This window comes from Streptomyces sp. SID5469 (genome assembly GCF_009862865.1).
In the GTDB taxonomy this organism is placed as follows: domain Bacteria; phylum Actinomycetota; class Actinomycetes; order Streptomycetales; family Streptomycetaceae; genus Streptomyces; species Streptomyces avermitilis.
Window position 1 is genome coordinate 3199945 of the sequence record NZ_WWIN01000001.1, and the last position, 22641, is coordinate 3222585.

A 22641-nucleotide genomic window follows, 5' to 3' on the forward strand; every position below is an offset into this window, starting at 1 on the left:
CCCGGTACCGACGGGGCGCCCGCGCTCGAAGTATGAGGAGGGGACCCTTGAACCGCACCCGGCGAATAGGTGTCACCGCCCTGGCCGTGCTCGCGGCCCTGGCGGGCTCACCGGGGCTGGCCCAGGCCCAACAGCCGCCCCAGGCAAAGCCGTTGACAGCGGAGGCCGACAGTCCGCTGCCGCCGGGCTGGCGCGTCACCGGGGAGGGCGTCGCGCGGGAACTGGTCTGGCGGTCGGACAGGGCCGTGCCCGTGGGCGACGCCCGCGTCGAGTTCCACGCGGACGGCCGGCTGCTCGGGGTGCCGAAGGCGGCCAAGGACGGCCACACGTTCCGGCTCGCTCTCGGTAGAGCCACCCCGCTGAAGGACCTTCAAGTCCTGGCGGCCGGACGCCGGTTGGACGCGCCCGCCGGCACCACCGGCACCAAGAAGCCGAGGAACTCCGCGGCGGCCGCGCAGCCCCCGGCCCGGCTCCCGGCGAACTCCGTGGACCCGGGCAGGCCGGGCTCGTACCGCACGGTCACCGGCGAGTACGACCTCGACCCGGTGAAGCTGCCCGGCTTCGCCCAGCCGGTCGAGATGCAGGCCGTCGTCGTCGCACCCGAGGGCGCCACCGGCAAGCGGCCGCTCGCGCTGTTCCTCCACGGCCGCCACACCACCTGCTTCAAGCCCGGTGGGTCCGAGGACGACGTGACCATCGACTGGCCCTGCGCGGCCGGCACGCAGCCGATCCCGAGCCACAAGGGCTATCTGAAGGACCAGAAGCTGCTGGCCTCCCAGGGCTATGTGACGGTGTCGATCTCGGCGAACGGCATCAACGGCCAGGACGGGGACGCCGAGGACGGCGGTGCGCAGGCGCGCTCCTCGCTGGTGCGGCAGCACCTCGCCAAGTGGGCCGGCTGGGCCGCCCACCCGGGCTCCGCCCCGGCGGGCGTGCCCGACGCGGCCGAGGCCGACCTGTCCCGCGTCCTGCTCGTCGGCCACTCGCGCGGCGGCGAGGGCGTCAACCGGGCCGCCATGGACAGCCTCTACCCGCCGCCCGCCGCGCAGGACGGCTACCGGGGCCCGGTGCGCTGGAAGATCCGCGGGACCGTCCTCATCGGACCGACGATCTTCGGCCAGAATCCGGTCGCCGACGTGCCGTCCACGACGATCCTCCCCGGCTGCGACGGTGACGTCTCCGACCTCCAGGGCGAGGTGTACGTCGACGGGACGCGCGGGGTCAGCCGGGGCACCGCCCTGCACAGCGCCGTCTACGTGGTGGGCGCCAACCACAACTTCTTCAACACCGAGTGGACGCCGGGCAAGTCCGAGGCACCCTCCTCCGACGACTTCTGGGACGACCCGGAAGGGCAGCCCGACCCGGTGTGCTCCACGGGCACCCGCACCCGGCTGACCGCCGACCGGCAGCACCAGGCGGGCGCGACCTATATCGCCGCCGCGGCCCGGCTGTTCGTCGCCGGCGACGACCGGGTGCGCCCGCTGCTCGACGGCTCGGGCCGGCGCGCCCCCTCGGCCGACCCGGCCCGCGTGCTGACCCACGCGGTCGGCGCCCGCCGCACGGGCGGCTTCCTGCCCGACGCACCGGTGAAGGTGACCGGCGGCAGGCTGTGCTCGGCGGTCGACCCCGACCCGGCCAGGGCATGCCTGAACCCCGACACCAACGGGTCGTCGCCGCACTTCGCGGGGTGGCAGACGGAGAAGGAGACCGGCCGCGGCGCGGTCGCGCTGAAGTGGTCGACGCCGGGCACGGCGGCGAAGGTCCGCCCCGCCGCTCCGGTGTCCCTCTCCGGTGCGAAAAGCCTGGCGTTGCGCGTGTTCGTGCCGCCGAACGCGACCGGCACCAAGCTGGACGTGGCCGTCACCGACTCCTCCGGCCGCCGGGCCAAGCTCGGCCGGGTCCAGGCCGACGGGCTGCCGGGCTCCGAGCGCACCGCCTCCTACTGGGCGCGCGAGCTGCGCGTCCCGCTGACGGCGGCCACCCGCGCCGGTCTCGACCTGAGGCACGTCAAGTCCCTCGAACTGACCCCGCGTTCACGGTCCGGGCGGGCCTGGCTGATGGATGCCTGGGGCTGGGCCCCCGGTACCCCGGCGGCCAGGGCGGCGACACTGCCGCGCGTCGACATCGGCCGGCTCTCCGTCAAGGAGGGCGACTCGGGCACCCGTACGTACCACATCCCGGTCCAGGTCTCCGGGCACGGCAGCGGCAAGGTCCGCTTCTCCGTCCTCGACCCGGGCACCGGACGGGCCAAGGACAAGCTGATCACGGTACGGCCGGGCAGCAACCCCATCGACGTGCCCGTGAAGGTGAAGGGCGACACGCGCTTCGGCTACGACGAGCAGAACGACCTCATCGCGAAGGCCGTGCGCGGCGCCGTCATCGGCTCGTACCGGGGCGGCGTCACCGCGGTGAACGACGACCCCGCGCCCGCGGTCACCATGACGCCGGTCACGGACCGGGTGACCGAGGGAGGGACGCTGACGTGGCGGATCTCCCTCTCCGAGCCCGCCGACGTGGACGTCTGGCAGCCGGTCCGGGCGCTTCCGGTCACCGAGGGCGCCGAGTTGTCCACCAAGGACGTGGACCCGCAGTGGCTGACGGACCACACCGGTGACCTCCCCGACCCGGAGCGCGCGCTCTCCAAGGCGAACGTGTGGGTGTGGACGAGCATTCCGGCCGGGGCCACCACCGCCGACTTCGTCGTGCCGACGGTGAAGGACCAACTGGCCGAGCCGGCCGAGTCGGTACGCCTCGCGCTGACCGACGACAACGCCGAGCCGCTTCCCGACCACCCCGTGCGGACGGGCACGGTGGTGGACGCGCCGTAGACCGCCCTTGGTAGGGGGCATGGGCAGGGTGACCCATGCCCATGCCCCCTACCGCGCGGGAAGAGCCGCGCGGCTCAGACCTTCAGCCGGGCGCCTTCCCACGCGGGGTGCTCCGGGGGGCATGATGGCGGCTATGGGGCTGTCGACGCGGTTCACGGAACTGTTCGGTGTGCAACACCCGATCGCGCTGGCGCCGATGGGCGGATCGGCCGGCGGTGCCCTGGCGGCGGCGGTCTCTCGCGGCGGCGGGCTCGGCATGCTGGGCGCCGGGGGCGGGGACCGGGAGTGGCTGGCCCGCGAACTGCCACTCGTTGCGCAGGCCGGCGGCAGGCCATGGGGTATCGGTTTCCAGACCTGGGCGATCGACCGCAGCACGGTCGAGCGGGCGTTGGAGCACACCCCCCGGGCGGTGATGTTGTCCTTCGGGGACCCGAGCCCGTTCGCGGAGTGCGTTCGCGCGGCGGGCGCTGTGCTGATCGTTCAGGTGACCGATCTGGACGAGGCCAGGCAGGCGGTCGACCTGGGCGCCGATGTCATCGTGGCCCAGGGCACCGAGAGCGGTGGGCACGGGGCCCGGCAGGGGCGTTCCACGTTGCCGTTCGTGCCGGTCGTGGTGGATCTGGCGGCACCGGTGCCGGTGCTGGCAGCCGGTGGGATCGCCGATGGCCGCGGTGTGGCGGCGGCCCTGGCTCTGGGCGCCGCCGGGGCGCTCGTCGGCACCCGTTTCCAAGCCACGACCGAGGCCCTGGTGGACCCCTCGACCGCCAAGGCGATCGTCGAGGGACATGGCGGGGACACCGAGCGCAACCGGGTGCTCGACATCGCCCGGGGCTCTCGGTGGCCGTCGAAGTACACCGCGCGCACCCTCGGCCACCCCTACCTCGACCGGTGGCGGGGCCGGGAAGCCGAACTCGCCGGGGACCCCCGGGCCCGACAGGACTACCAGCGCGACGTCGCGCAGGGAAACATCCCCTCGCTGCCGGTGTGGGCCGGCGAGGCCATCGACCTCATCAAGGATCTGCCGTCCGCGGCCGATCTCGTCGCCACCCTGGCCGCGCAGGCGGAGGACGCACTCACCCGCGCGGGAAGACGCTGACCGGAGCCGTCCGCCCGGACGGGGGCCGGGCCGGCAGCGCCACTCGCTCCCGGCGTACCGGCTGCGCGCCCGCACCCGTTCGGTCAACGCCGGATCCAGATGCAAAGGCGTCCGGCGTCAGCCCGCCGCGGGCTGCGGCTCGACTCGGCTCGGCTCGGCTCGGCTCGCCCAAGCACACCGATTTCTCCCACCCGGAGGGCGGTCACCGCTCGTCGGCGGGCGGTGGAGCGGCGGTGTCGGGCTTGGGCCGGGCGGGCTGTTCGGCGGTGGTGAGGGGCGTCCACTCCGCTCCGGTGCGCAGCCGGAAGGCGGCGACGGCGGCCTCCACGGTGGGGAAGAAGTGCCGGGGGTCGATGGTGCGGGTGAGCCCATACCGTTCGATCTTGCGCCGTACGGGGTCCTTGAGCTCGGCGAACACGAGGTGTACGTGGTTCGCGTTGAGCGTCTCGTCGAGTTCCTCCAGGACGTCGGCGGCGGTGGTGTCCACGTCCGTCATCGGCTCCGCCGCGATCACGATCCAGCTCGGCCGCGGGTCCGCGTCGGCCAGTCGCCTGATCTCGTCGCGGAAGGCCTTGGCGTTGGCGAAGATGAGCGGGGCGTCGAACCGGTAGATCACCAGGCCCGGCAGTTGCCCGGCCTGTGGGTAGGAGCGGACGTCGTGGTAGCCCTCCAGGCCCTGCACCCGCCCCAGCACGGTGTTGTACGGCCACCAGGCGCGTCGGAAGACGTTGAGGACGGACAGGGCCACGGCGATGGCGATGCCTTCCAGGACGCCGAGCAGGGCCACGCCGGCGAAGGCCGCGATGCACAGCAGGAACTCCGTCCGGCGCTGCCGCCACAGTCGTACCGCTCCCGGGATGTCGGCCAGCGACAGTGACGCGGTGATCACCACGGCGGCAAGGGCCGGCTGGGGGAGGTTGCGGAACAGGCCCGGAGCCAGCACGAGCATGAGGACGATGAGCGCCGCTCCGACGACCCCGGTGAGCTGACTTCTGGCCCCCGCGCGCTCCGCCACCGCCGTACGGGAGCCGCTCGTGCTGACCGGGAAGCCCTGGAAGAGACCGGCCGCCAGGTTGGCCACACCGAACACGTCGTACGCGGTCCTGACCGTCACCTCGACGGTGACCGCGTCGGCCGAGGGGTAGTCGGCCCTCAGCCGCGCCACCAAGTTCCGGATGGACACGCATTCGTCCCGCGGGCCGGGTGACGGGACGTTCCGCGGCTCCGCGGGACCGGCGCGCTCCATCGGCCCGGGGTGGCGGCTCACGGCCTCGACGGGAAGGCGTGCGCCGACTTGAGGAGTCCGCTCTTCGACCGTCATGGCCGCACCGGTCCCATGTCCCACGACCTCCAGACCGCAGAACCCCACCTCTCGCCTCTCGCCACTCGCCACTCGCCACTCGCCACTGTCGCGAGAGGGTCTCTCGCGCTCATTGTCTGCTCGCCCGGACAAGATCGCTCCCTGGGGCCGGGGGGCGGGAAGCCGTGGAGGGAGGCGTCGGCGCCGCGGCCGGCCCGCTGATCGAGGGAACTCGTCATCGTCCCCGTGCGGCGGGCCACCTACTGCTCACCCGGCGTGGCCGAGTGCACATCGTGCGCCCGGTTGCACCGTCTGGTGAGGGTCGTCCGGGGCAGCCCGCCCTTCGCCCTCAGCTGCCGCCCACATCGAAACCGCCCAACTCGCCCTGGCTCAACTGCCCAAACACCTGCGGCGGGGACGGCAGACCCTGATCCGCACCGAACGGCCCGGCGCCTGGGTCGCTGGAGATCACCGACATGCCCGACCTGACCACTTGGCCGAAGGGGATGCGGCTGATCGTCAGAAAGGAACGCCCGCACCCCGGCGCCCAGTTGCGCTTCACCGACCTCGACGGACTGCGGCTGACCTGCTTCGCCACCAACACCCAGGCGGCCAGCTCGCCGACCTCGAACTGCGCCACCGCAGACCGTCCCGCTGCGAGGACCGCATCCGAAACGCCCGCGACACCGGCCTGCGCAACCTGCCCCTGCACGACACCGCACAGAACCGGATCTGGCTGGAGATCATCCCCCTCGCACTCGACCTCCTCGCCTGGATGCCGATGCTCGCACTGACCGGCCAAACCCGCCGCTGGGAACCCAAGAAGCTCCGCCTGCGCCTGTTCTCCGCCGCCGCTCAGCTCGTGAACACCGGACGCCGCCACCGGCTCCGCTTCGCCGTCCGATGGCCCTGGACCGACGTCATCACCCACGCGATCGGCAGGCTCCACAGCCTCCCGATCCCCGGTTGACCAGCCACTTCGACCGTCCCGACGACCCGCAGCGTCTTGCGGGTGATCCTGACCTCCTCGGCGGCTCTGCCGAGCTCGTCCAGCCGTGCGGTCAGCTGCGCGATCTGCTCTCCCGTCGTCTCGGCCTGCGCGGCGATCTCGCGTTCCCGTTCTTCCAGCCGGGCCAGCACCGCCCCGAGGGTCAGCTCCCCGCCGGTCATGTGCTGCGCCAGGCCGCCACATCGATGTCTCAGGTTTCCCAGAGTCCGACGCCACTCCCCGAACCGCCGCCGTCGATGCCTGAACCTCGACGCGACTCATGTGATGAGAACCCGCGACCAAGGCAAGGCGCTTCCGCTCGACATCCCGGTCGCAGCGGCTGAGGAAACGACGGCCCCCGCTCAATCACTGCAACCGCACCCCGGCATAACAGCAGTTCAAACCCCTGTCAGCAGCATCACTGCGTGACCTGCACCGCCACTGCCGAACGCTGAGTCAGTGCCAACTATCCCTCTTTTGTGCCAACTAAAAATCCTCGTCACACGTCGTACGTGGCCCTGTTACAGTCCCACGATCGCGTTCCACCGCTTCGCGAACTCCACGCGCTCCGTGGACGTGATGTCCCGCGCGATCGCCAGGCGCCCCCGCATCGACGCGTCCGGGAAGATCAGCGGGTCCTCGGCGAGGGCGGCGGTGTCCTCGTCCTTGGACGAGGCCAGGATGTCCTGGGCCGCCGGGACGGGGCAGACGTAATTGACCCACGCTGCCAGTTCGGCGGCGACCGCGGGCTCGTAGTAGTGGTCGATCAGCCGCTCCGCATTCGCCTTGTGGCGCGCCAGATTGGGGATCATCAGCGACTCCGCCCAGAGCTCGGCCCCCTCCTGCGGGACGACGAAGTGGATGTCCGGATCGTCCGCCTGGAGCTGGATCACGTCGCCCGAGTACGCCTGACAGGCGAGCACGTCGCCACTGGAGAGGTCCTTGATGTAGTCGTTGCCCGTGAAGCGGCGGATCTGGCCGCTGCGCACATGCTTCTCGACCTGGTCGCAGACCCTGTGGAAGTCGTCCGCCGTCCACCGGGTGATGTCCACGCCGTTGCCCTGCATCAGCAGCGCGAACGCCTCGTCCAGGCCGGACAGGAGTGTGACCCGGCCCTTGAGGTCGCTCGCCCACAGGTCCGACACATGCTTGATCTCGCGGCCCAGCTTGCGGCGGTTGTACGCGATACCGGTGATGCCCGACTGCCACGGCACCGAGAACGTGCGGCCCGGGTCGAAGGCCGGCGAGCGCAGCAGCGGATCGAGGTACCTGGCGACGTTCGGCTGGCGTGCGCGGTCCATTTCCTGGACCCAGCCGAGCCGTACGAAGCGGGCGCACATCCAGTCGCTGATGACGATGAGATCGCGGCCCGTCTGCTGGTGGTTCATCAGGGACGGGCTGATCTTCCCGAAGAACTCGTCGTTGTCGTTGATCTCCTCGACGTAGTCGACGGAGATCCCGGTGCGCTTCTCGAAGGCCTCCAGCGTGGGACGCCGGGTCGTGTCCTTGTCGTCGGTGTCGATGTACAGCGGCCAGTTCGCCCAGGTCAGCCGCTTGTCGCTGACGGACAGGTCCGCGGCGGCACGGTCGCCGGGCTGCACATAGGCGGCGGGCACGCCACAGCCGGCGAGGGCGCCGAGCGCGGTGGTGCCGCCCAGCGCACGCAGGAGGGAGCGGCGGGAGAGCGAGGGCGTCCTAGGAGTCTGGGGCACCCTTGCAGCATGCCGCCCCTGTCCGGGGGCGGGCAATCGACGCTGCGTCGAGCACATCCGCTCCGGCCCGACACCTTGTCGATCATTCCGTGGCCGACGGCACCGGCAGCTGCAACAGCAACAGCCGGACCGCCTGACCGCCGGACCGGCGCCGAGAGGAAACACCCGGGGCCCCGGACGGATCATCTCCCGTCCGGGGCCCCGGCGTTCACGCCCTCAGCCGGCCGACGACGTCAGCCGGCCGGCGACGTCAGCTGTCCAGCGACGTCATCACGTGCTTGATCCGCGTGTAGTCGTCGAAGCCGTACGCCGAGAGGTCCTTGCCGTAGCCGGACTTCTTGAAGCCGCCGTGCGGCATCTCGGCGACCAGCGGGATGTGCGTGTTGATCCACACGCAGCCGAAGTCGAGGGACTTCGACAGGCGCATCGCGCGGCCGTGGTCCTTCGTCCAGACGGAGGAGGCGAGGGCGTAGTCGACGCCGTTCGCCCACTCGATCGCCTGCGCCTCGTCCGTGAAGGACTGGACGGTGATGACCGGTCCGAAGACCTCGTTCTGGATGATCTCGTCGTCCTGCTTGAGGCCCGAGACGACGGTCGGGGCGTAGAAGTAGCCCTTCTCGCCGACCTGGTGACCGCCCGCCTCGACCTTGGCGTGGGCGGGCAGGCGCTCGACGAAGCCGGCGACCTGCTTCAGCTGGTTCGGGTTGTTCAGCGGCCCGTACAGCACGTCCTCGTCGTCCGGCTGGCCGGTCTTCGTGTCGGCGGCCGCCTTGGCGAGCGCGGCCACGAACTCGTCGTGGATGGACTCCTGGACGAGGACGCGGGTGGCGGCCGTACAGTCCTGCCCGGCGTTGAAGAAGCCCGCGACCGAGATGTCCTCGACGGCCTTGGGGATGTCGGTGTCCTCGAAGACGACGACCGGCGCCTTGCCGCCCAGCTCCAGGTGGACGCGCTTGACGTCCTTGGCGGCGGACTCGGCGACCGACATGCCGGCGCGGACCGAACCGGTGATGGAGGCCATCGCCGGTGTCGGGTGCTCGACCATCGCGCGGCCGGTGTCACGGTCGCCGCAGATGACGTTGAAGACACCCTTGGGCAGGATCGAACCGATGATGTCGGCGATCAGGACGGTGGAGGCGGGCGTCGTGTCCGACGGCTTGAGGACGACCGTGTTGCCCGCCGCGAGGGCCGGGGCGAACTTCCACACGGCCATCATCATCGGGTAGTTCCACGGCGCGACCTGGGCGCAGACGCCGATCGGCTCGCGGCGGATGATCGAGGTCATCCCCTCCATGTACTCGCCGGCGCTCCGCCCCTCCAGCATGCGGGCGGCGCCCGCGAAGAAGCGGATCTGGTCCACCATCGGCGGGATTTCCTCGGAGCGGGTCAGCCCGATCGGCTTGCCCGTGTTCTCCACCTCGGCCGCGATGAGTTCCTCGGCCCGCTCCTCGAACGCGTCCGCGATCTTGAGGAGGGCCTTCTGGCGCTCGGCCGGGGTCTGGTCGCGCCAGGCCGGGAAGGCCGCGGCGGCGGCCGCCATGGCGGCGTCGACGTCCGCCTGCCCGGACAGTGGCGCCGTCGCGTACGCCTCACCGGTCGCGGGGTTGACCACCTCGGTGGTCCGTCCGTCGGCGGCGTCACGGAATTCGCCGTCGATGTGGTTACGCAGACGACGCAGCTCGGTGCTCACTGCCGGGCCTCCAAAGTTCGGGAGTACGAGTGTCCAAACGCTGAGACACCCACCCTAATCCGTGCCCCCACGTTTTCAACACCCCCGATCCCGCCAGAACTGCGAAATCCGCAGGCTTCCCTCACGTAAACAACGAATTTCATCGATCGAGCCTTGCGAAACAAACGACTCCTCGTGCACAGTGAGGTCGTGGCCAGTCGAAGCGCAGACCAGAGGGACTCCCGCGAGTCCAGGAACGGCACTCCCCAGCTGGATGCCGTCTCCCTCGCCATCATCGGGCAGCTCCAGGAGGACGGGCGTCGCCCGTACGCCGCGATCGGCAAGGCCGTCGGCCTGTCCGAGGCGGCCGTACGCCAGCGCGTCCAGAAGCTGCTCGACCAGGGCGTGATGCAGATCGTCGCCGTCACGGACCCGCTCACCGTGGGCTTCCGCAGGCAGGCGATGGTGGGCGTCCATGTCGAGGGGGACCTCGACCCGGTCGCGGACGCGCTGACCGCCATGTCGGAAGTCGAGTACGTGGTGATGACCGCGGGCTCGTTCGACATCCTCGCCGAGATCGTCTGCGAGGACGACGACCACCTGCTGGACGTCATCAACAAACGCATCCGGGCCCTGCCCGGCGTGCGCTCCACCGAGAGCTTCGTCTACCTGAAGCTCAAGAAGCAGACCTATATGTGGGGAACCCGATAGCCGTGAGCAAGGACCTCAGCCGAACCGCGTACGACCACCTGTGGATGCACTTCACCCGCATGTCCTCGTACGAGAACGCGCCCGTTCCCACCATCGTCCGTGGTGAGGGCACCTACATCTACGACGACAAGGGCAAGCGCTACCTCGACGGTCTCTCGGGTCTGTTCGTGGTCCAGGCGGGCCACGGCCGCACGGAGCTGGCGGAGACCGCGTTCAAGCAGGCTCAGGAACTGGCCTTCTTCCCGGTGTGGTCCTACGCCCACCCGAAGGCCGTGGAACTGGCCGAGCGCCTTGCGAACTACGCCCCGGGCGACCTCAACAAGGTCTTCTTCACCACCGGCGGCGGCGAGGCGGTCGAGACCGCCTGGAAGCTCGCCAAGCAGTACTTCAAGCTCCAGGGCAAGCCGACCAAGTACAAGGTCATCTCGCGCGCGGTCGCCTACCACGGCACCCCGCAGGGCGCCCTGTCCATCACCGGCCTGCCGGCCCTGAAGGCCCCCTTCGAGCCGCTGGTCCCGGGCGCCCACAAGGTCCCGAACACCAACATCTACCGCGCCCCGCTCTTCGGCGACGACCCCGAGGCCTTCGGCCGCTGGGCCGCCGACCAGATCGAGCAGCAGATCCTCTTCGAGGGCCCGGAGACGGTCGCGGCCGTCTTCCTGGAGCCGGTGCAGAACGCCGGCGGCTGCTTCCCGCCGCCGCCCGGCTACTTCCAGCGCGTGCGCGAGATCTGCGACCAGTACGACGTGCTGCTGGTGTCGGACGAGGTCATCTGTGCCTTCGGCCGCCTCGGCACGATGTTCGCCTGCGACAAGTTCGGCTACGTACCGGACATGATCACCTGCGCCAAGGGCATGACCTCGGGCTACTCCCCGATCGGCGCGTGCATCGTCTCCGACCGCATCGCCGAGCCGTTCTACAAGGGCGACAACACCTTCCTGCACGGCTACACGTTCGGCGGCCACCCGGTCTCCGCCGCCGTGGGTGTCGCCAACCTCGACCTGTTCGAGCGCGAGGGCCTCAACCAGCACGTGCTGGACAACGAGTCCGCGTTCCTCACGACGCTCCAGAAGCTGCACGACCTGCCGATCGTCGGCGACGTCCGCGGCAACGGCTTCTTCTACGGCATCGAGCTGGTGAAGGACAAGGCCACCAAGGAGACGTTCACGGACGAGGAGTCGGAGCGCGTGCTCTACGGCTTCGTCTCCAAGAAGCTCTTCGAGTACGGCCTCTACTGCCGCGCCGACGACCGCGGTGACCCGGTCATCCAGCTGTCGCCGCCGCTGATCTCCAACCAGTCGACCTTCGACGAGATCGAATCGATCATCCGGCAGGTGCTGACGGAGGCGTGGACGAAGCTCTGACCCGCGTAGCGCGGATCCGCGTACCTCAGTCCCTGTACCCCAGGTCCGCCTACCGCTGAACCGCATACCTCTGATCAGCTGATCAACACCGGCCCCGGTGCCGCCCGTTCGAGTGAGAAAGGGCGGCCCGGGGCCGCGTGCTGTCCGGCCCGACGGCCCCGACTCCCTAGCGTGCCAAGTGACCGATCGGCCCTGCCTTCGTTCCCCCGGACGGGGGACTTCGCACGGCTCTTCCGATCTGAACCGAGGTGTACGCCCATGGTGGCCCCGCCGGACAACGACGTGCTCTGGGCACGCACCCTGCACTTCACACACAACGGCTCCCCCGCGCTCAACGGTGTCTCGCTCGGTGTGCGCGTGGGCGAGATCCTCGCCGTCACCGGCCCGCGCGGCAGCGGCAAGACGACGCTCCTGCAGTGCCTGGCCGGACTGCTCCCGACCCAGCGGGGCGAGGTCTGGTTCAACAGCACGCCGGTCCACACCATGGGCCCGCTCACCCGCGAACGGCTGCGCCGCGACCGCTTCGGCTGGATCGACCCGGCCCCCCTGCTGGTCCCCGAGCTGAACGTATGGGAGAACGCCGCCCTGCCGCTCATGCTGCGCGGCACCGGCCGCCGCCGGGCGAAAGCCACCGCCCTGGAGTGGCTGGAGCGCCTCGACATCGGCGACTGCGCCCGCAAGCGCCCCTACGCGCTGGTCCAGGCCGAGCGGCAGCGGGTCGCCATCGCCCGCGCACTGGCCCCCGCCCCCACCGTGCTCTTCGCGGACGAGCCCACCGCCCCGCTGCACAGCGCCGACCGCGCCCATGTGCTGCGGACGCTCACCACGGCGGCCCGCTCGCACGGCATCACGGTCGTCCTGGCCACGGACGACGCGGACACCGCGGCGCTCGCCGACCGGACGGTGGCACTGCGCGACGGACGGCGCGTGCACACCGTCCATCTGCCCCCGGTCGCCGAGACGGAAGGCCGGGCCGCGTGCTCGCTCTCCGTCTAGCCCGCGGGGCCCACCCCCTGGTCCAGCTCCGCAGACTGCTGGTCACGGCGGCGGCCGCGGGCACCGGCTTCCTGCTGCTGGGCACGCTGGGCTACGCGATGGCGCACCCGGACGCCTCGGCTCGCTCGGTGCTGCGGCTGGCGTGGTGCGTGGCGCCGATGGCGGCCACGGTGTACTTCGCGGTCGCCGTGGCCCGTACGGACCCGGGCACCCGCCCGCGCCCGGGCCTCTCGGCGATCGGCCTCGGCCCCGTACGTCTGATGGCCGTCTCGGCCGTGACCACCGCCCTGTCCACCACCCTCGGCTCGATGCTCGCCCTGCTGTTCTTCCTGCATCTGCGCGGCGATCTGACCGGGATGCCGTTCGACGGGGCGGCGGCCGAGTTCCTCGCCGCGGACCAGCCCCTGCCCCTGCCGGGGGCGCTCACCCTGCTGGCCCTGGTGCCACTGGCGGCGTCGGTCACGAGCGCGCTGGTGCTGCGGCCGCGGGGCGAGAAGCAGGCCCGTATGTCCGGCACGTCCACCACGGCCGGCACGTCCCCGACGATCGGCACGCCCCTTACCGCCGGCGCGTCCGCGACGGCCGGCACGCCCACCACCGCAGGCACGACCCCGACGGCCGACACTCCCCCTGCCGCCGACACGGACAGCACGTCCACCGCACCCGGGACAGCCGCCGACAGCCCCACCCCCTCCGCCGCACCCTCCTCCGCCACACCGCACGACGTCCCGGCCGAGCCACTGGACCCGCAGCGCCCCGCCGTGCCCCAGCCGGCCCCCGGCGGTCTCCCCTGGAGCGTGGCCGTGCTCGCCGCCGGTCTCGCCGTCGAGATGTACGCGAGCCAGTCGGGGCCCGCGCCCGGCCTCGCCCTGCCGGGCAGGTTCGCGGACGGACCCGCCGGGGTGCTGGCGGGCTGGACGCTCACCGCAATGGGCCTCGTGCTGGCCGGGCCCGCGATCACGTATCTGTGCGGGTGGCTGCTCCAGGCCCTACGTCCCGGCGCGCTGCGCCTGCTCGCCGGGCGCGTGCTCCAGGAGGAGGCACGGCGGATCGGGCAACCGCTCGGCGTGGTGTGCGCGGTGGCGTCGGGGGCGTACGCGACGGCGACGCTGTACGCCGGGGCTCGGCCGTCCTTCGGGCCGCTCAGCACGCTGGGCGCGCTGCTGGTGACCGGCTGCACCGTCGCGACGCTGGTGACGGCCGCGGTGGAGGCCAAGCACGCGCGCGCGGAGACCACCGCGGCGCTGCTGCGGCTCGGTGCGCCGGCCACCATGCTGCGCAGCGCGGCGCTGCTGCGCGCCGGCGCCCTGGTCGCCGTGTTCGTCCCGCTGACCTGGGCGGTCGCCGAGCTGGCGGCCATGCCGCTGACGGGCTGAGCGGAAATATGGCCGGCGAGCGATGAGTTTCGCGGCGACGCACGGTCCACCTCTCCGTACGGCACACCACACCACCGGGAGAGACCCCTCATGTACCAGCAGATGATCTTCGTGAACCTCGCCGTCGACGACGTCGACGCCTCGAAGAAGTTCTTCACGGAGCTCGGCTACACGATCAACCCGCAGTTCACGACGGACGACTGCGCATGCGTCGTGATCAGCGACACGATCATCGCGATGCTGCTGAGCAAGCAGCGCTACGCCGACTTCACCAAGAAGCGGATCGCCGACCCGACCACGACCAGCGAGGTGCTGCTCTGTCTGAGCGCCGAGAGCCGCGAGAAGGTCGACGAACTGGTCGACAAGGCCCTCGCCGCGGGCGGCACGAGCAGCGGGGAGACCCAGGATCACGGCTTCATGTACGGCCGCTCCTTCGACGACCCGGACGGCCACACCTGGGAGATCGTGTGGATGGATCCGGCGGCGGTCCAGGGCTGAAATCCGGGAGTGCCTAGCATGGGCGGGTGCAGCCGATACCTTCACCCACCGCTTCCCACGACCGTGAGATCGAGTCCCTCGAGGAGTTCGACGAGGTGGTCTCGGAGCGCGGCTCCCTCGCCCGGTACCGCGTACAGGCCGTCGATCTGACGGCCCGTACGCGGGCGCTGCTCACCATGGACTGCGCGGGCGCCGTCTTCCTGGGCTGCCCGATGGACCCCGAGGCGGCGGCGCGCGTACGGGCCACGGGCGCGCTGGTCTTCCCGCCGGTCCCGGGCCTGCCCTTCGACCCGTACCGCGGTCGGCTCTACACCCCGGACGAGCTCTTCGACTCGCTCGACACCGACTACGAGGCGACGCCCGACGCCCGCGCGTACGCCTGGTTCCAGCGGACGAAGGCCGACGGCGACATCTTCGCGTCGATGGTGCGCGCGATCCACGACGACGCCGTCTCGGACGCCCTCGACGAACTCCTCGTCGGCGCGCGGGTGGTGGGCGTGATGGGCGGGCACGCCATGGCACGCGGCACGCGGGAGTACGAGGGCGCGGCCCGGCTCGGCCGTGAACTGGCGCGCGCCGGTTTCACGGTCGCCACCGGCGGCGGCCCGGGCGCGATGGAGGCGGCGAACCTCGGCGCCTACGCGGCCCCCTTCGGGCCCGAGATGCTCACCGAGGCGCTCCAACTCCTCGCCAAAGCAACGTCGTTCACACCGTCCGTGACCGAGTGGGCGCGCGCCGCCTTCGACGTGCGCGAGCGCTGGCCGGCCGGCGGCCCCTCGGTCGGCATCCCCACCTGGTTCTACGGCCACGAGCCGCCGAACGCGTTCGCCGCGCACGTCGCCAAGTACTTCGCCAACGCGACCCGGGAGGACGGGCTGCTGGCCCGCTCGAACGCGGGCGTTGTGTTCCTGCCGGGCGCCGCGGGCACGGTGCAGGAGATCTTCGACAACGCGACCCCCAACTACTACGAGTCCCGGGGCGAACCCACGCCCATGGTCCTCGTCGACCGCACCCACTGGACCGAGCGGCTGCCGGCCTGGCCGCTGCTCCAATCCCTGGCGCGGGAACGCTCGATGGAGTCCCGCATCGCCTTGGTGGACCGCATCGAGGACGCCCCGGGGGCTCTCAAACGCCTCGGTGGTTAATGAGCGGGCAAAGCCGACGGGCATGCCGGACATGCGCATTGACAGTGCTTACCCGTCGCTTATAAACCTGTGAGACTCCTGGGGGTGCTGTTACCGCACGCAGGACCTCCCAACCCCCCGCAGTTGTACTTCCTGTGAAGGGCAATCGTGTCCATATCTCGCCGTACCGCACGTTCTGTGCGAATCCTCGGAGTTGCCTCCGCCACGGCCGCGCTCGCGCTCGGCGTCGCGGGCAACGCAATGGCCTGCAACATCAGTGAGTTCTCCGCCGAAGCCAAGTGCGACGGCACCAAGAGTGTCATCACCGTCAAAGACGTGGACCCCTCCGGCGTACCCGCGGTCGTCTCCGTGTTCCTCGAGAACAACGGCGCCGACGTGAAGAAGATCGGCGAGCAGGAGGTCAAGGGCTCGCGCGAAGGTGTCACCATCACCTTCGACGAGGCCTGGAAGCCGAACGCCGAATACCGCATCCACGTCAAGGCCGGGAACCAGGTCGACGAGGACATCAAGCCGAACCTGACCACCCCGGCCACGGCGTGCAAGACGGAGACGACCCCGCCGGCCACCAAGACCCCGAAGCCGTCGAAGAAGCCGTCGTCCTCGGCGACGCCGTCCGCGACCCCGTCGACGTCGGACAGCAGCACGCCGCCGGCCGCCTCGGACAACGCCCCCTCGCCCGCGGTCGGTGAGTCGAACCTCGCCGAGACCGGTGCGAACTCCAACACCGGCATGATCGCCGGTATCGCCGGCGGCCTGGTCGTCATCGGCGGCGGAGCGGTGTTCTTCGGCATGCGCCGCCGCGGCGCGTCGAAGGCCGGCTGACACCTCCGCACCACCTCTCGTACGCACCTGTGGCCCGCCCCTTCAGCAGGGGCGGGCCACATGTCTGTCCCGCTCGTCGAGAGCAACCGGCCCGGGCGCGTCCGGCGCGCGATCCGCACGCTATGCGCCGGAAGCGCCTCCGAGTACGACGATGTCGGCCACGTCGAACGCCACCCCGACCGTCTCCCCGGGCTCCGGCGCGTCCCGCAGCGCGCACGCCGCTTCCAGTCGCGGTGCGTCGTCCTCCGGCTGGAGGTGCACGGCGACATGGGTGCCCCGGAACGTGCGGGCGGCCACGGTGCAGCGAAGCCCCTCGGTGGCATCCGCCAGCCGCACGCCGGCGGGCCTGACGAGCAGCGTGCCCGGCCCCTGCGGGGACCCCTCCGGCACCGGGACCTTGCCCCACGGCGTGTCGGCGGCCTCCCCGGCGACGGTCGCACCGACCACGTTGTCGAAGCCGAGGAAGCGGGCCACGAACTCGTCGGCCGGCTGCCGCCACACCTCAAGGGGCGTACCGGACTGGGCGATCCGCCCGGCGCGCATCACGACGACCCGGTCCGCGAGCGCGAACGCCTCGCCCTGGTCATGGGTGACGGCGAGCACGGTCGTACCCAGTTCGGTGAACAGTTCCCGGAGTTCGACGACCAGGCGTTCACGCAGCGACCGGTCGAGCTGGCCGAGCGGCTCGTCGAGCATCAACAGCCGGGGACGGGGCGCCAGCGCGCGGGCCAGCGCGACCCGCTGCTGCTCGCCGCCGGAGAGGGAGGCGACGGCCCGCCGCGCGGCGCCCGGCAGCCCGACGAGGTCGAGCAACTCCCGCACCCGGCCCTCCTGTTCGGACCGCGAAGCCCCGTGCATACGGAGCCCGAAAGCGACGTTCCCGCCCACGTCCCGCTGCGGGAACAGTTGATGGTCCTGGAACATCAGACCCACCCCCCGCTTGTGCGGAGGCACCGAGTCCATCGCCCGGCCCCCCAGGACCACCTGTCCCTCGTCGAGCGGCTGGAGCCCGGCGACCGCCCGCAACAGCGTCGACTTGCCGCTGCCGCTCGGCCCGAGCACACACACGGTCTCGTGCTCGGCGACATCGAGGTCGACGGCGTCGAGCACGGCCCGCCCGCCGAAGCGTACGGTCGCGGCCTTCAGGCTCAGCAGCATCTAGAACTCCCCGGTCCGATCGGTACGGACGCGCTCCAGCAACAGCAGTGCCACCGCGCACACCACCATCAAGATCGTCGAAAGGGCCATCGCCTGCCCGTAGTTGAGGTCACCCGCGCGTCCGAGGAGCCGGGCCACGGCAACCGGCAGCGTCGGGTTGTCGGGCCGCGCGATGAAGACCGTCGCACCGAACTCGCCCAGCGACACGGCGAAGGCGAACCCGGCCGCGACCAGCAGCGCCCGCCGCACCATCGGCAGATCGACCTCGCGCCACACCCGCCACGGCGAGGCCCCGAGCACGGACGCCGCCTCGCGCAGCCGTTCGTCCACGGCGCGCAGGACGGGCAGCATGGTGCGGACGACGAAGGGGACACCGACCAGCGCCTGCGCGAGCGGCACGAGAATCCACGAGCCGCGGAGGTTCAGCGGCGGCTTGTCGAGGGCGATCAGGAACCCGAAGCCGACGGTCACGGCGGACACGCCGAGCGGCAGCATCAACAGCGCGTCGAAACCACGCACGAGACGGCCGGCGTCGCGCCGGGTCAGGGCCGCGGCGGCCAGCCCGCCGATCAGCACGGCGACGGCGGTGGCGGCGAGCGCGTACTGCAGAGAGGTGCCGATGGCGGTGATCGGTGCGACGAGGAAGGTCCCGCCGTCGTCGTGCGTCAGCGCCCGGTAGTACGCGAATCCGTGGCCGCCGGGCGCGTCGAACGAGCGCTGGACGAGAACGGCGAGCGGCAGCACCAGGAGTACGGCGACGGTGGCGAGGACGGCGCCGAGCAGCGCCCACTGTCCCGCCCCGCGCGGCCTGCGCGCCGTCATGGATGCGTCCACCAGCCGCAGCGCGGCCTCCCGCCGGCGCACGGTCCCGGCGTGTACGGCGAGGATCGCGCCGACCGCCATGAACTGGATGATCGTCAGCACGGCGGCCGTGGCGAGGTCGAAGATCTCGGAGGTCTGCCGGTAGATCTCGACTTCGAGGGTGGAGAAGGTGGGACCGCCGAGGATCTGCACCACACCGAACGAGGTGAAGGTGAAGAGGAAGACCATCAGCGCGGCCGCCGCCACCGCCGGGGCCAGCGCCGGCAGCGTCACCTTGCGCCAGGCCGCGAACCGGGAGGCGCCGAGCATCCGCGCGGCTTCCTCCTGACGCGGGTCGAGCTGCGCCCAGAGACCGCCGACGGTGCGGACGACGACCGCGTAGTTGAAGAAGACGTGCGCGAGCAGGATCGCCCAGACGGTGGTGTCGAGCCGTACGCCCCACAGCTCGTCGAGGAGTCCCCCGCGGCCCACGAGGGCCAGGAAGGCCGTACCGACGACGACCGTCGGCAGCACGAACGGGACGGTGACGACGGCCCGCAGCACCTGCTTGCCCCGGAAATCGAAGCGTGCGAAGACATATGCGCCGGGGAGCGCGATCAGCAGCGTGAGCGCTGTCGAGGCGAACGCCTGCCAGGTGGTGAACCACAGGACGTGCTGTATGCCGGACTGCGCCAGTACGTCACCGATCCGCCCCCACTGCCAGGCCCCGTCGGCCTTCAGACCACGCGCCACGATCGCCGCGACGGGGTAGGCGAAGAACACCCCGAAGAACGCGACGGGCAGGGCCATGAGCCCGAGCCGCGCCGCGCTCCCACGGGAGAGCCCCTTGCGCGCCGGGGGCTCTACTTCAGTACGAGCGAGGTCCACGACTTGACCCACTGGTCACGGTTGTCGGCGATCTCGGCCGGGGCCAGGGTCTCGGGGCTCTTGGCCGCCGGACCGAACTCGCTGAATTCGGCGGGGACCTGAGCACCCTTGACCACCGGGTACACGAACATGTTCAGCGGCATGTCCTCCTGGAATTCCTTGGTGACGAGGAAGTCGAGGAGCGCCTTGCCGCCCTTGGTGTTCTTCGCGTTGCTCAGCAGCCCCGCGTACTCGACCTGCCGGAAGCAGGTCCCGCTCGCGACCCCGGTGGGCGCGGTCTTCGGCTTGGGGCTGGCGTAGATCACCTCGGCCGGCGGGGACGAGGCGTAGGAGACGACCAGCGGCCGGTCGCCCTTGGCCTTCTTGCCGCCTGCTGAGCCCGAGAACTCCTGGTTGTAGGCCTGCTCCCAGCCGTCGACCACCTTCACGCCGTTGGCCTTGAGCTTCTTCCAGTAGTCGGGCCAGCCTTTGTCGCCGTACTCGGCCGCCGTCCCCAGCAGGAAGCCGAGGCCGGGCGAGGACGTGGCGGCGTTCTCCGTGACGAGCAGGTTCTTGTACCGCGGCTCGACCAGGTCGCCGAAGGAGGCCGGCGGGTCCAGCTTGTGGTCGGCGAAGTACTTCTTGTCGTAGTTGACGCAGATGTCACCGGAGTCGATCGGTGTCACCCGGTGCTTGGCCCGGTCCACCTGGTACTCGGGGCGGATCAGGCCGGAGCCCTTGGCCTCGTACGGCTGGAACAGCCCGTTGTCGAGCGCCCGCGACAGCAGGGTGTTGTCGACGCCGAAGAAGACGTCGCCCTGCGGGTTGTCCTTGGTGAGGATCGCCTTGTTGACCGCCTGCCCGGCGTCGCCATCCTTGAGGACCTTCACCGTGTAGCCGGACTGCTTCTCGAAGTCCTCGAGCACGCTCTTCGAGGCGGCCCACGAGTCATGGCTGACCAGGGTCACCGTCTTGGAGTCGGCGTCGCCGCCGCCCGAGCCGGACGAGCCGCACGCGGACAGCGTGACGAGCCCGAGCCCGGCGGCCAGGGCCGCGGCCGTGAACTTCTTGGTGGTGCTCACCGAATTCCTCCTGGAGTGACCAGGAGAAGACGCGGCCCTGCCCGGGAGCCTCCGACGAGTTCCCGGGCAGGGCGCAACAGCTTGAGTGATGACCGAACTTCCTACCCAGAATGACCTGGGCGAGGTTCAGAGGGTCTGCGGACTCTCCCGCACTCTCAGCGCTGTGGCGCTCCCCTGTCGGAATATGAAGATGTACCTACGCGGGACAGGTTACCGCTCGGTGGCCGCGAGCTGGCCGCAGGCTCCGTCGATCTCCTGGCCACGGGTGTCCCGGACGGTGACCGGCACCCCGTGGGCGGCGATCGCCTCGACGAACGCCTTCTCGTCCTCGGGCCGCGAGGCGGTCCACTTCGAGCCGGGCGTCGGGTTCAGCGGGATCAGGTTGACGTGCACCGGCCTGCCCTTGAGCATCCGGCCGAGGCGGTCACCGCGCCAGGCCTGGTCGTTGATGTCCCGGATCAGCGCGTACTCGATGGAGAGCCGGCGTCCGGACCTGGCCGCGTACTCCCAGCCGGCGTCCAGCACCTCCCGCACCTTCCACCGCGTGTTGACGGGCACGAGAGTGTCGCGCAGCTCGTCGTCCGGGGCGTGCAGGGAGATGGCCAGCCGGCACTTGAAGCCCTCGTCGGCGAACCGGTGGATGGCCGGGACGAGCCCGACGGTCGACACGGTGATGCCGCGCTGCGACAGCCCGAGCCCGTCCGGCTCCGGGTCGGTGAGCGCCCGGATCGCACCGACGACCCGCTTGTAGTTGGCGAGCGGCTCGCCCATGCCCATGAAGACGATGTTGGAGAGACGGGCGGGGCCGCCGGGAATCTCGCCGTCCCTGAGCGCCCGCATGCCGTCCACGATCTGGTGCACGATCTCGCCGGTCGACAGGTTCCGGTCCAGGCCCGCCTGTCCGGTGGCGCAGAACGGGCAGTTCATACCGCACCCGGCCTGGGAGCTGATGCACATCGTCACCCGGTCCGGGTAGCGCATGAGCACCGACTCGACGAGCGTCCCGTCGAACAGCCGCCACAGCGTCTTGCGGGTGGTGTCCTGGTCGGTCGACAGATGCCGCACGACCGTCATCAGGTCGGGAAGCAGCGCCTCCTGGAGCTTGGCGCGGGAACCGGCGGGGATGTCGGTCCACTGCTCCGGGTCGTGCGCGTACCGCGCGAAGTAGTGCTGCGAGAGCTGCTTGGCGCGAAACGGCTTCTCACCGATCGCGGCAACAGCCTCTTTACGCTCGGCGGGCGAGAGATCGGCAAGGTGCCGCGGCGGCTTCTTGGCTCCGCGCGGGGCGACGAAAGTGAGTTCTCCGGGCTTAGGCATGGCTGTACCAGTGTCGCAGATCGAATCGGGTGACCTGGGGGCCGAGCCGGTTGCGCTGGTCACCCCTCATCAACCCCCTCGTCGCCCCTGGTGGCCTCCGGTCGCCCCCGGTCGTCGTGGGACCTTCTCGGGCGGCCCAAAGACGGCCCCCCTGGGAGAAACGCAAAAGGCGGGCACCGGATTGTGTCCGGGCCCGCCTCCACGGGATGTCACGGTCGTCACGGGTGCCGGGGACGCCCGGCCCAGTGCGTGACAAGAACCGCATCACGCAAGGAAAAGCGATCCTTAAGCGACGGTGTCCTCTTCCTTGCAGTTCTTCGGGGCGTAACCGGCCTTCGTGTTACACGCCTTGATGGTCACCTTGGTGCCCTCGGCGAGGTTGCCGGTTTCCCAGTGGGTACAGAAATCCGAGGGAACGCCGCTCGTCGAAACCGTGCGGTCCCACGTTCCGTTCCTGCCGACATCCAGGTAGGACGTGACGGCCCACCCGTCCGCCGTCCAGTCACAGGCCCGGATGGCGTCACCGGGAGTGTTGGTGCTTTCCACCGGGTCCTGGTTGAAATTGCCCCAGTCCTGGAACGAGTTGATCTGCACCGCGATGAGCAGGCCGGTGCCGGCCTGCGCCGGGCTGGCGGCAGCTCCGAGGAACGTCGCGGCGGCAATTGCAGTGACTGCCGGAATCGCTTTCAAGCGCAAGACGGAAATCCCCTTGAATTGTCCACCACGGGCTCTTCAGGACAGCAGAAACCACAGACCTCACAGAGATGGCCCGTAACGGTAATTCGCTGACTTCCCCCGCGCCCGAACCCGTGGTCATGTGGTCGAATTTGGCGCTTGATCATCAAAACTTACTGGCCCGAACATGTCAAGAAGTTTACGAAAGCACCTCCGGGCATACGGGAAGGGGCCGG

At 70.6% G+C, this 22641-nt stretch carries 17 protein-coding genes, 2 pseudogenes and 1 riboswitch; of the genes and pseudogenes, 10 read left to right on the forward strand and 9 right to left on the reverse strand.

Annotated features, from left to right (window positions below; genetic code table 11):
- Positions 1-32 precede the first annotated feature (32 nt).
- Positions 33-2828: a hypothetical protein gene (locus GTY58_RS13635; RefSeq protein WP_010984040.1), complete on the forward strand. Its 2796-nt coding sequence runs from the start codon at positions 33-35 to the stop codon at positions 2826-2828.
- A gap of 133 nt (positions 2829-2961) precedes the next feature.
- On the forward strand, positions 2962-3924 hold the full coding sequence (locus GTY58_RS13640) for a nitronate monooxygenase (RefSeq protein WP_037649705.1): 963 nt from the start codon (positions 2962-2964) through the stop codon (positions 3922-3924).
- 202 nt (positions 3925-4126) lie between these two features.
- On the opposite strand, the pseudogene GTY58_RS13645 reads toward GTY58_RS13640, so the two are convergent.
- Positions 4127-5008, reverse strand: a pseudogene (locus tag GTY58_RS13645) (SulP family inorganic anion transporter); the annotation flags it as partial.
- Between the two features lie 658 nt (positions 5009-5666).
- Here GTY58_RS13645 and GTY58_RS13650 point away from each other — a divergent pair.
- Positions 5667-6194: pseudogene (locus tag GTY58_RS13650) on the forward strand (transposase); the annotation flags it as partial.
- On the opposite strand, the gene GTY58_RS39595 reads toward GTY58_RS13650, so the two are convergent.
- The 3 genes from GTY58_RS39595 to GTY58_RS13660 form a co-directional block, all read right to left on the reverse strand.
- A complete protein-coding gene (locus GTY58_RS39595) occupies positions 6080-6394 on the reverse strand; it encodes a hypothetical protein (RefSeq protein ID WP_037649709.1) in 315 nt (104 codons plus the stop codon). The pseudogene GTY58_RS13650 and the gene GTY58_RS39595 overlap by 115 nt on opposite strands.
- A gap of 339 nt (positions 6395-6733) precedes the next feature.
- The gene (locus GTY58_RS13655) at positions 6734-7924 is read right to left on the reverse strand and encodes an extracellular solute-binding protein (RefSeq protein ID WP_010984045.1); all 1191 of its coding nucleotides are present in this window, start codon (positions 7922-7924) and stop codon (positions 6734-6736) included.
- A 250-nt stretch (positions 7925-8174) separates the two neighbouring features.
- Positions 8175-9614, reverse strand: a complete 1440-nt coding sequence (locus GTY58_RS13660) for a gamma-aminobutyraldehyde dehydrogenase (protein ID WP_010984046.1) — start codon at positions 9612-9614, stop codon at positions 8175-8177.
- Positions 9615-9788: 174 nt separating this feature from the next.
- Between GTY58_RS13660 and GTY58_RS13665 the strand changes: the two genes are divergently transcribed.
- The 7 genes from GTY58_RS13665 to GTY58_RS13695 all read left to right on the forward strand — a co-directional run bounded on the left by GTY58_RS13665 (position 9789) and on the right by GTY58_RS13695 (position 16505).
- Positions 9789-10304 (forward strand): Lrp/AsnC family transcriptional regulator, encoded by a 516-nt coding sequence (locus GTY58_RS13665; protein WP_037649711.1) that lies wholly within the window; start codon positions 9789-9791, stop codon positions 10302-10304.
- On the forward strand, positions 10289-11668 hold the full coding sequence (locus tag GTY58_RS13670; RefSeq protein ID WP_010984048.1) for an aspartate aminotransferase family protein: 1380 nt from the start codon (positions 10289-10291) through the stop codon (positions 11666-11668). Before GTY58_RS13665 ends, GTY58_RS13670 begins: the two co-directional genes overlap by 16 nt.
- Positions 11669-11926: 258 nt before the next feature.
- Positions 11927-12664: an ATP-binding cassette domain-containing protein gene (locus GTY58_RS13675; protein WP_010984049.1), complete on the forward strand. Its 738-nt coding sequence runs from the start codon at positions 11927-11929 to the stop codon at positions 12662-12664.
- Entirely contained in the window at positions 12646-14040 is a 1395-nt protein-coding gene (locus GTY58_RS13680; RefSeq protein ID WP_010984050.1) for a hypothetical protein, read from the forward strand. The genes GTY58_RS13675 and GTY58_RS13680 overlap by 19 nt, the downstream gene beginning before the upstream one ends.
- A gap of 90 nt (positions 14041-14130) precedes the next feature.
- Complete coding sequence (locus tag GTY58_RS13685; RefSeq protein ID WP_010984051.1) at positions 14131-14538, forward strand: VOC family protein; 408 nt, start codon at positions 14131-14133, stop codon at positions 14536-14538.
- 26 nt (positions 14539-14564) lie between these two features.
- Positions 14565-15683, forward strand: coding sequence for an LOG family protein (locus tag GTY58_RS13690; RefSeq protein ID WP_010984052.1), 1119 nt, complete (start codon positions 14565-14567; stop codon positions 15681-15683).
- 177 nt (positions 15684-15860) lie between these two features.
- Complete coding sequence (locus GTY58_RS13695; protein ID WP_242432151.1) at positions 15861-16505, forward strand: LAETG motif-containing sortase-dependent surface protein; 645 nt, start codon at positions 15861-15863, stop codon at positions 16503-16505.
- A gap of 120 nt (positions 16506-16625) precedes the next feature.
- On the opposite strand, the gene GTY58_RS13700 is transcribed toward GTY58_RS13695, so the two are convergent.
- The 5 genes from GTY58_RS13700 to GTY58_RS13720 all read right to left on the reverse strand — a co-directional run bounded on the left by GTY58_RS13700 (position 16626) and on the right by GTY58_RS13720 (position 22426).
- Positions 16626-17663: an ABC transporter ATP-binding protein gene (locus GTY58_RS13700; RefSeq protein WP_010984054.1), complete on the reverse strand. Its 1038-nt coding sequence runs from the start codon at positions 17661-17663 to the stop codon at positions 16626-16628.
- Positions 17664-19352, reverse strand: a complete 1689-nt coding sequence (locus GTY58_RS13705) for an iron ABC transporter permease (RefSeq protein ID WP_078234458.1) — start codon at positions 19350-19352, stop codon at positions 17664-17666. It abuts the gene before it with no gap.
- Positions 19328-20413, reverse strand: a complete 1086-nt coding sequence (locus tag GTY58_RS13710) for a thiamine ABC transporter substrate-binding protein (RefSeq protein ID WP_010984056.1) — start codon at positions 20411-20413, stop codon at positions 19328-19330. The genes GTY58_RS13705 and GTY58_RS13710 overlap by 25 nt, the downstream gene beginning before the upstream one ends.
- 80 nt (positions 20414-20493) lie before the next feature.
- Positions 20494-20599: riboswitch (TPP riboswitch) on the reverse strand.
- 24 nt (positions 20600-20623) lie between these two features.
- Entirely contained in the window at positions 20624-21730 is a 1107-nt protein-coding gene (rlmN, locus tag GTY58_RS13715) for a 23S rRNA (adenine(2503)-C(2))-methyltransferase RlmN (protein ID WP_010984057.1), read from the reverse strand.
- 285 nt (positions 21731-22015) lie between these two features.
- Positions 22016-22426: a hypothetical protein gene (locus tag GTY58_RS13720; protein WP_010984058.1), complete on the reverse strand. Its 411-nt coding sequence runs from the start codon at positions 22424-22426 to the stop codon at positions 22016-22018.
- Between the last annotated feature and the right edge of the window lie 215 nt (positions 22427-22641).

Coding starts and splice junctions, on each gene's coding strand:
- GTY58_RS13635 (WP_010984040.1), top strand. CDS start 33: ATGAGGAGGGGACCCTTGAACCGCACCCGGCGAATAGGTGTCACCGCC.
- GTY58_RS13640 (WP_037649705.1), top strand. CDS start 2,962: ATGGGGCTGTCGACGCGGTTCACGGAACTGTTCGGTGTGCAACACCCG.
- GTY58_RS39595 (WP_037649709.1), bottom strand. CDS start 6,394: ATGACCGGCGGGGAGCTGACCCTCGGGGCGGTGCTGGCCCGGCTGGAA.
- GTY58_RS13675 (WP_010984049.1), top strand. CDS start 11,927: ATGGTGGCCCCGCCGGACAACGACGTGCTCTGGGCACGCACCCTGCAC.
- GTY58_RS13685 (WP_010984051.1), top strand. CDS start 14,131: ATGTACCAGCAGATGATCTTCGTGAACCTCGCCGTCGACGACGTCGAC.
- GTY58_RS13700 (WP_010984054.1), bottom strand. CDS start 17,663: ATGCTGCTGAGCCTGAAGGCCGCGACCGTACGCTTCGGCGGGCGGGCC.
- rlmN (WP_010984057.1), bottom strand. CDS start 21,730: ATGCCTAAGCCCGGAGAACTCACTTTCGTCGCCCCGCGCGGAGCCAAG.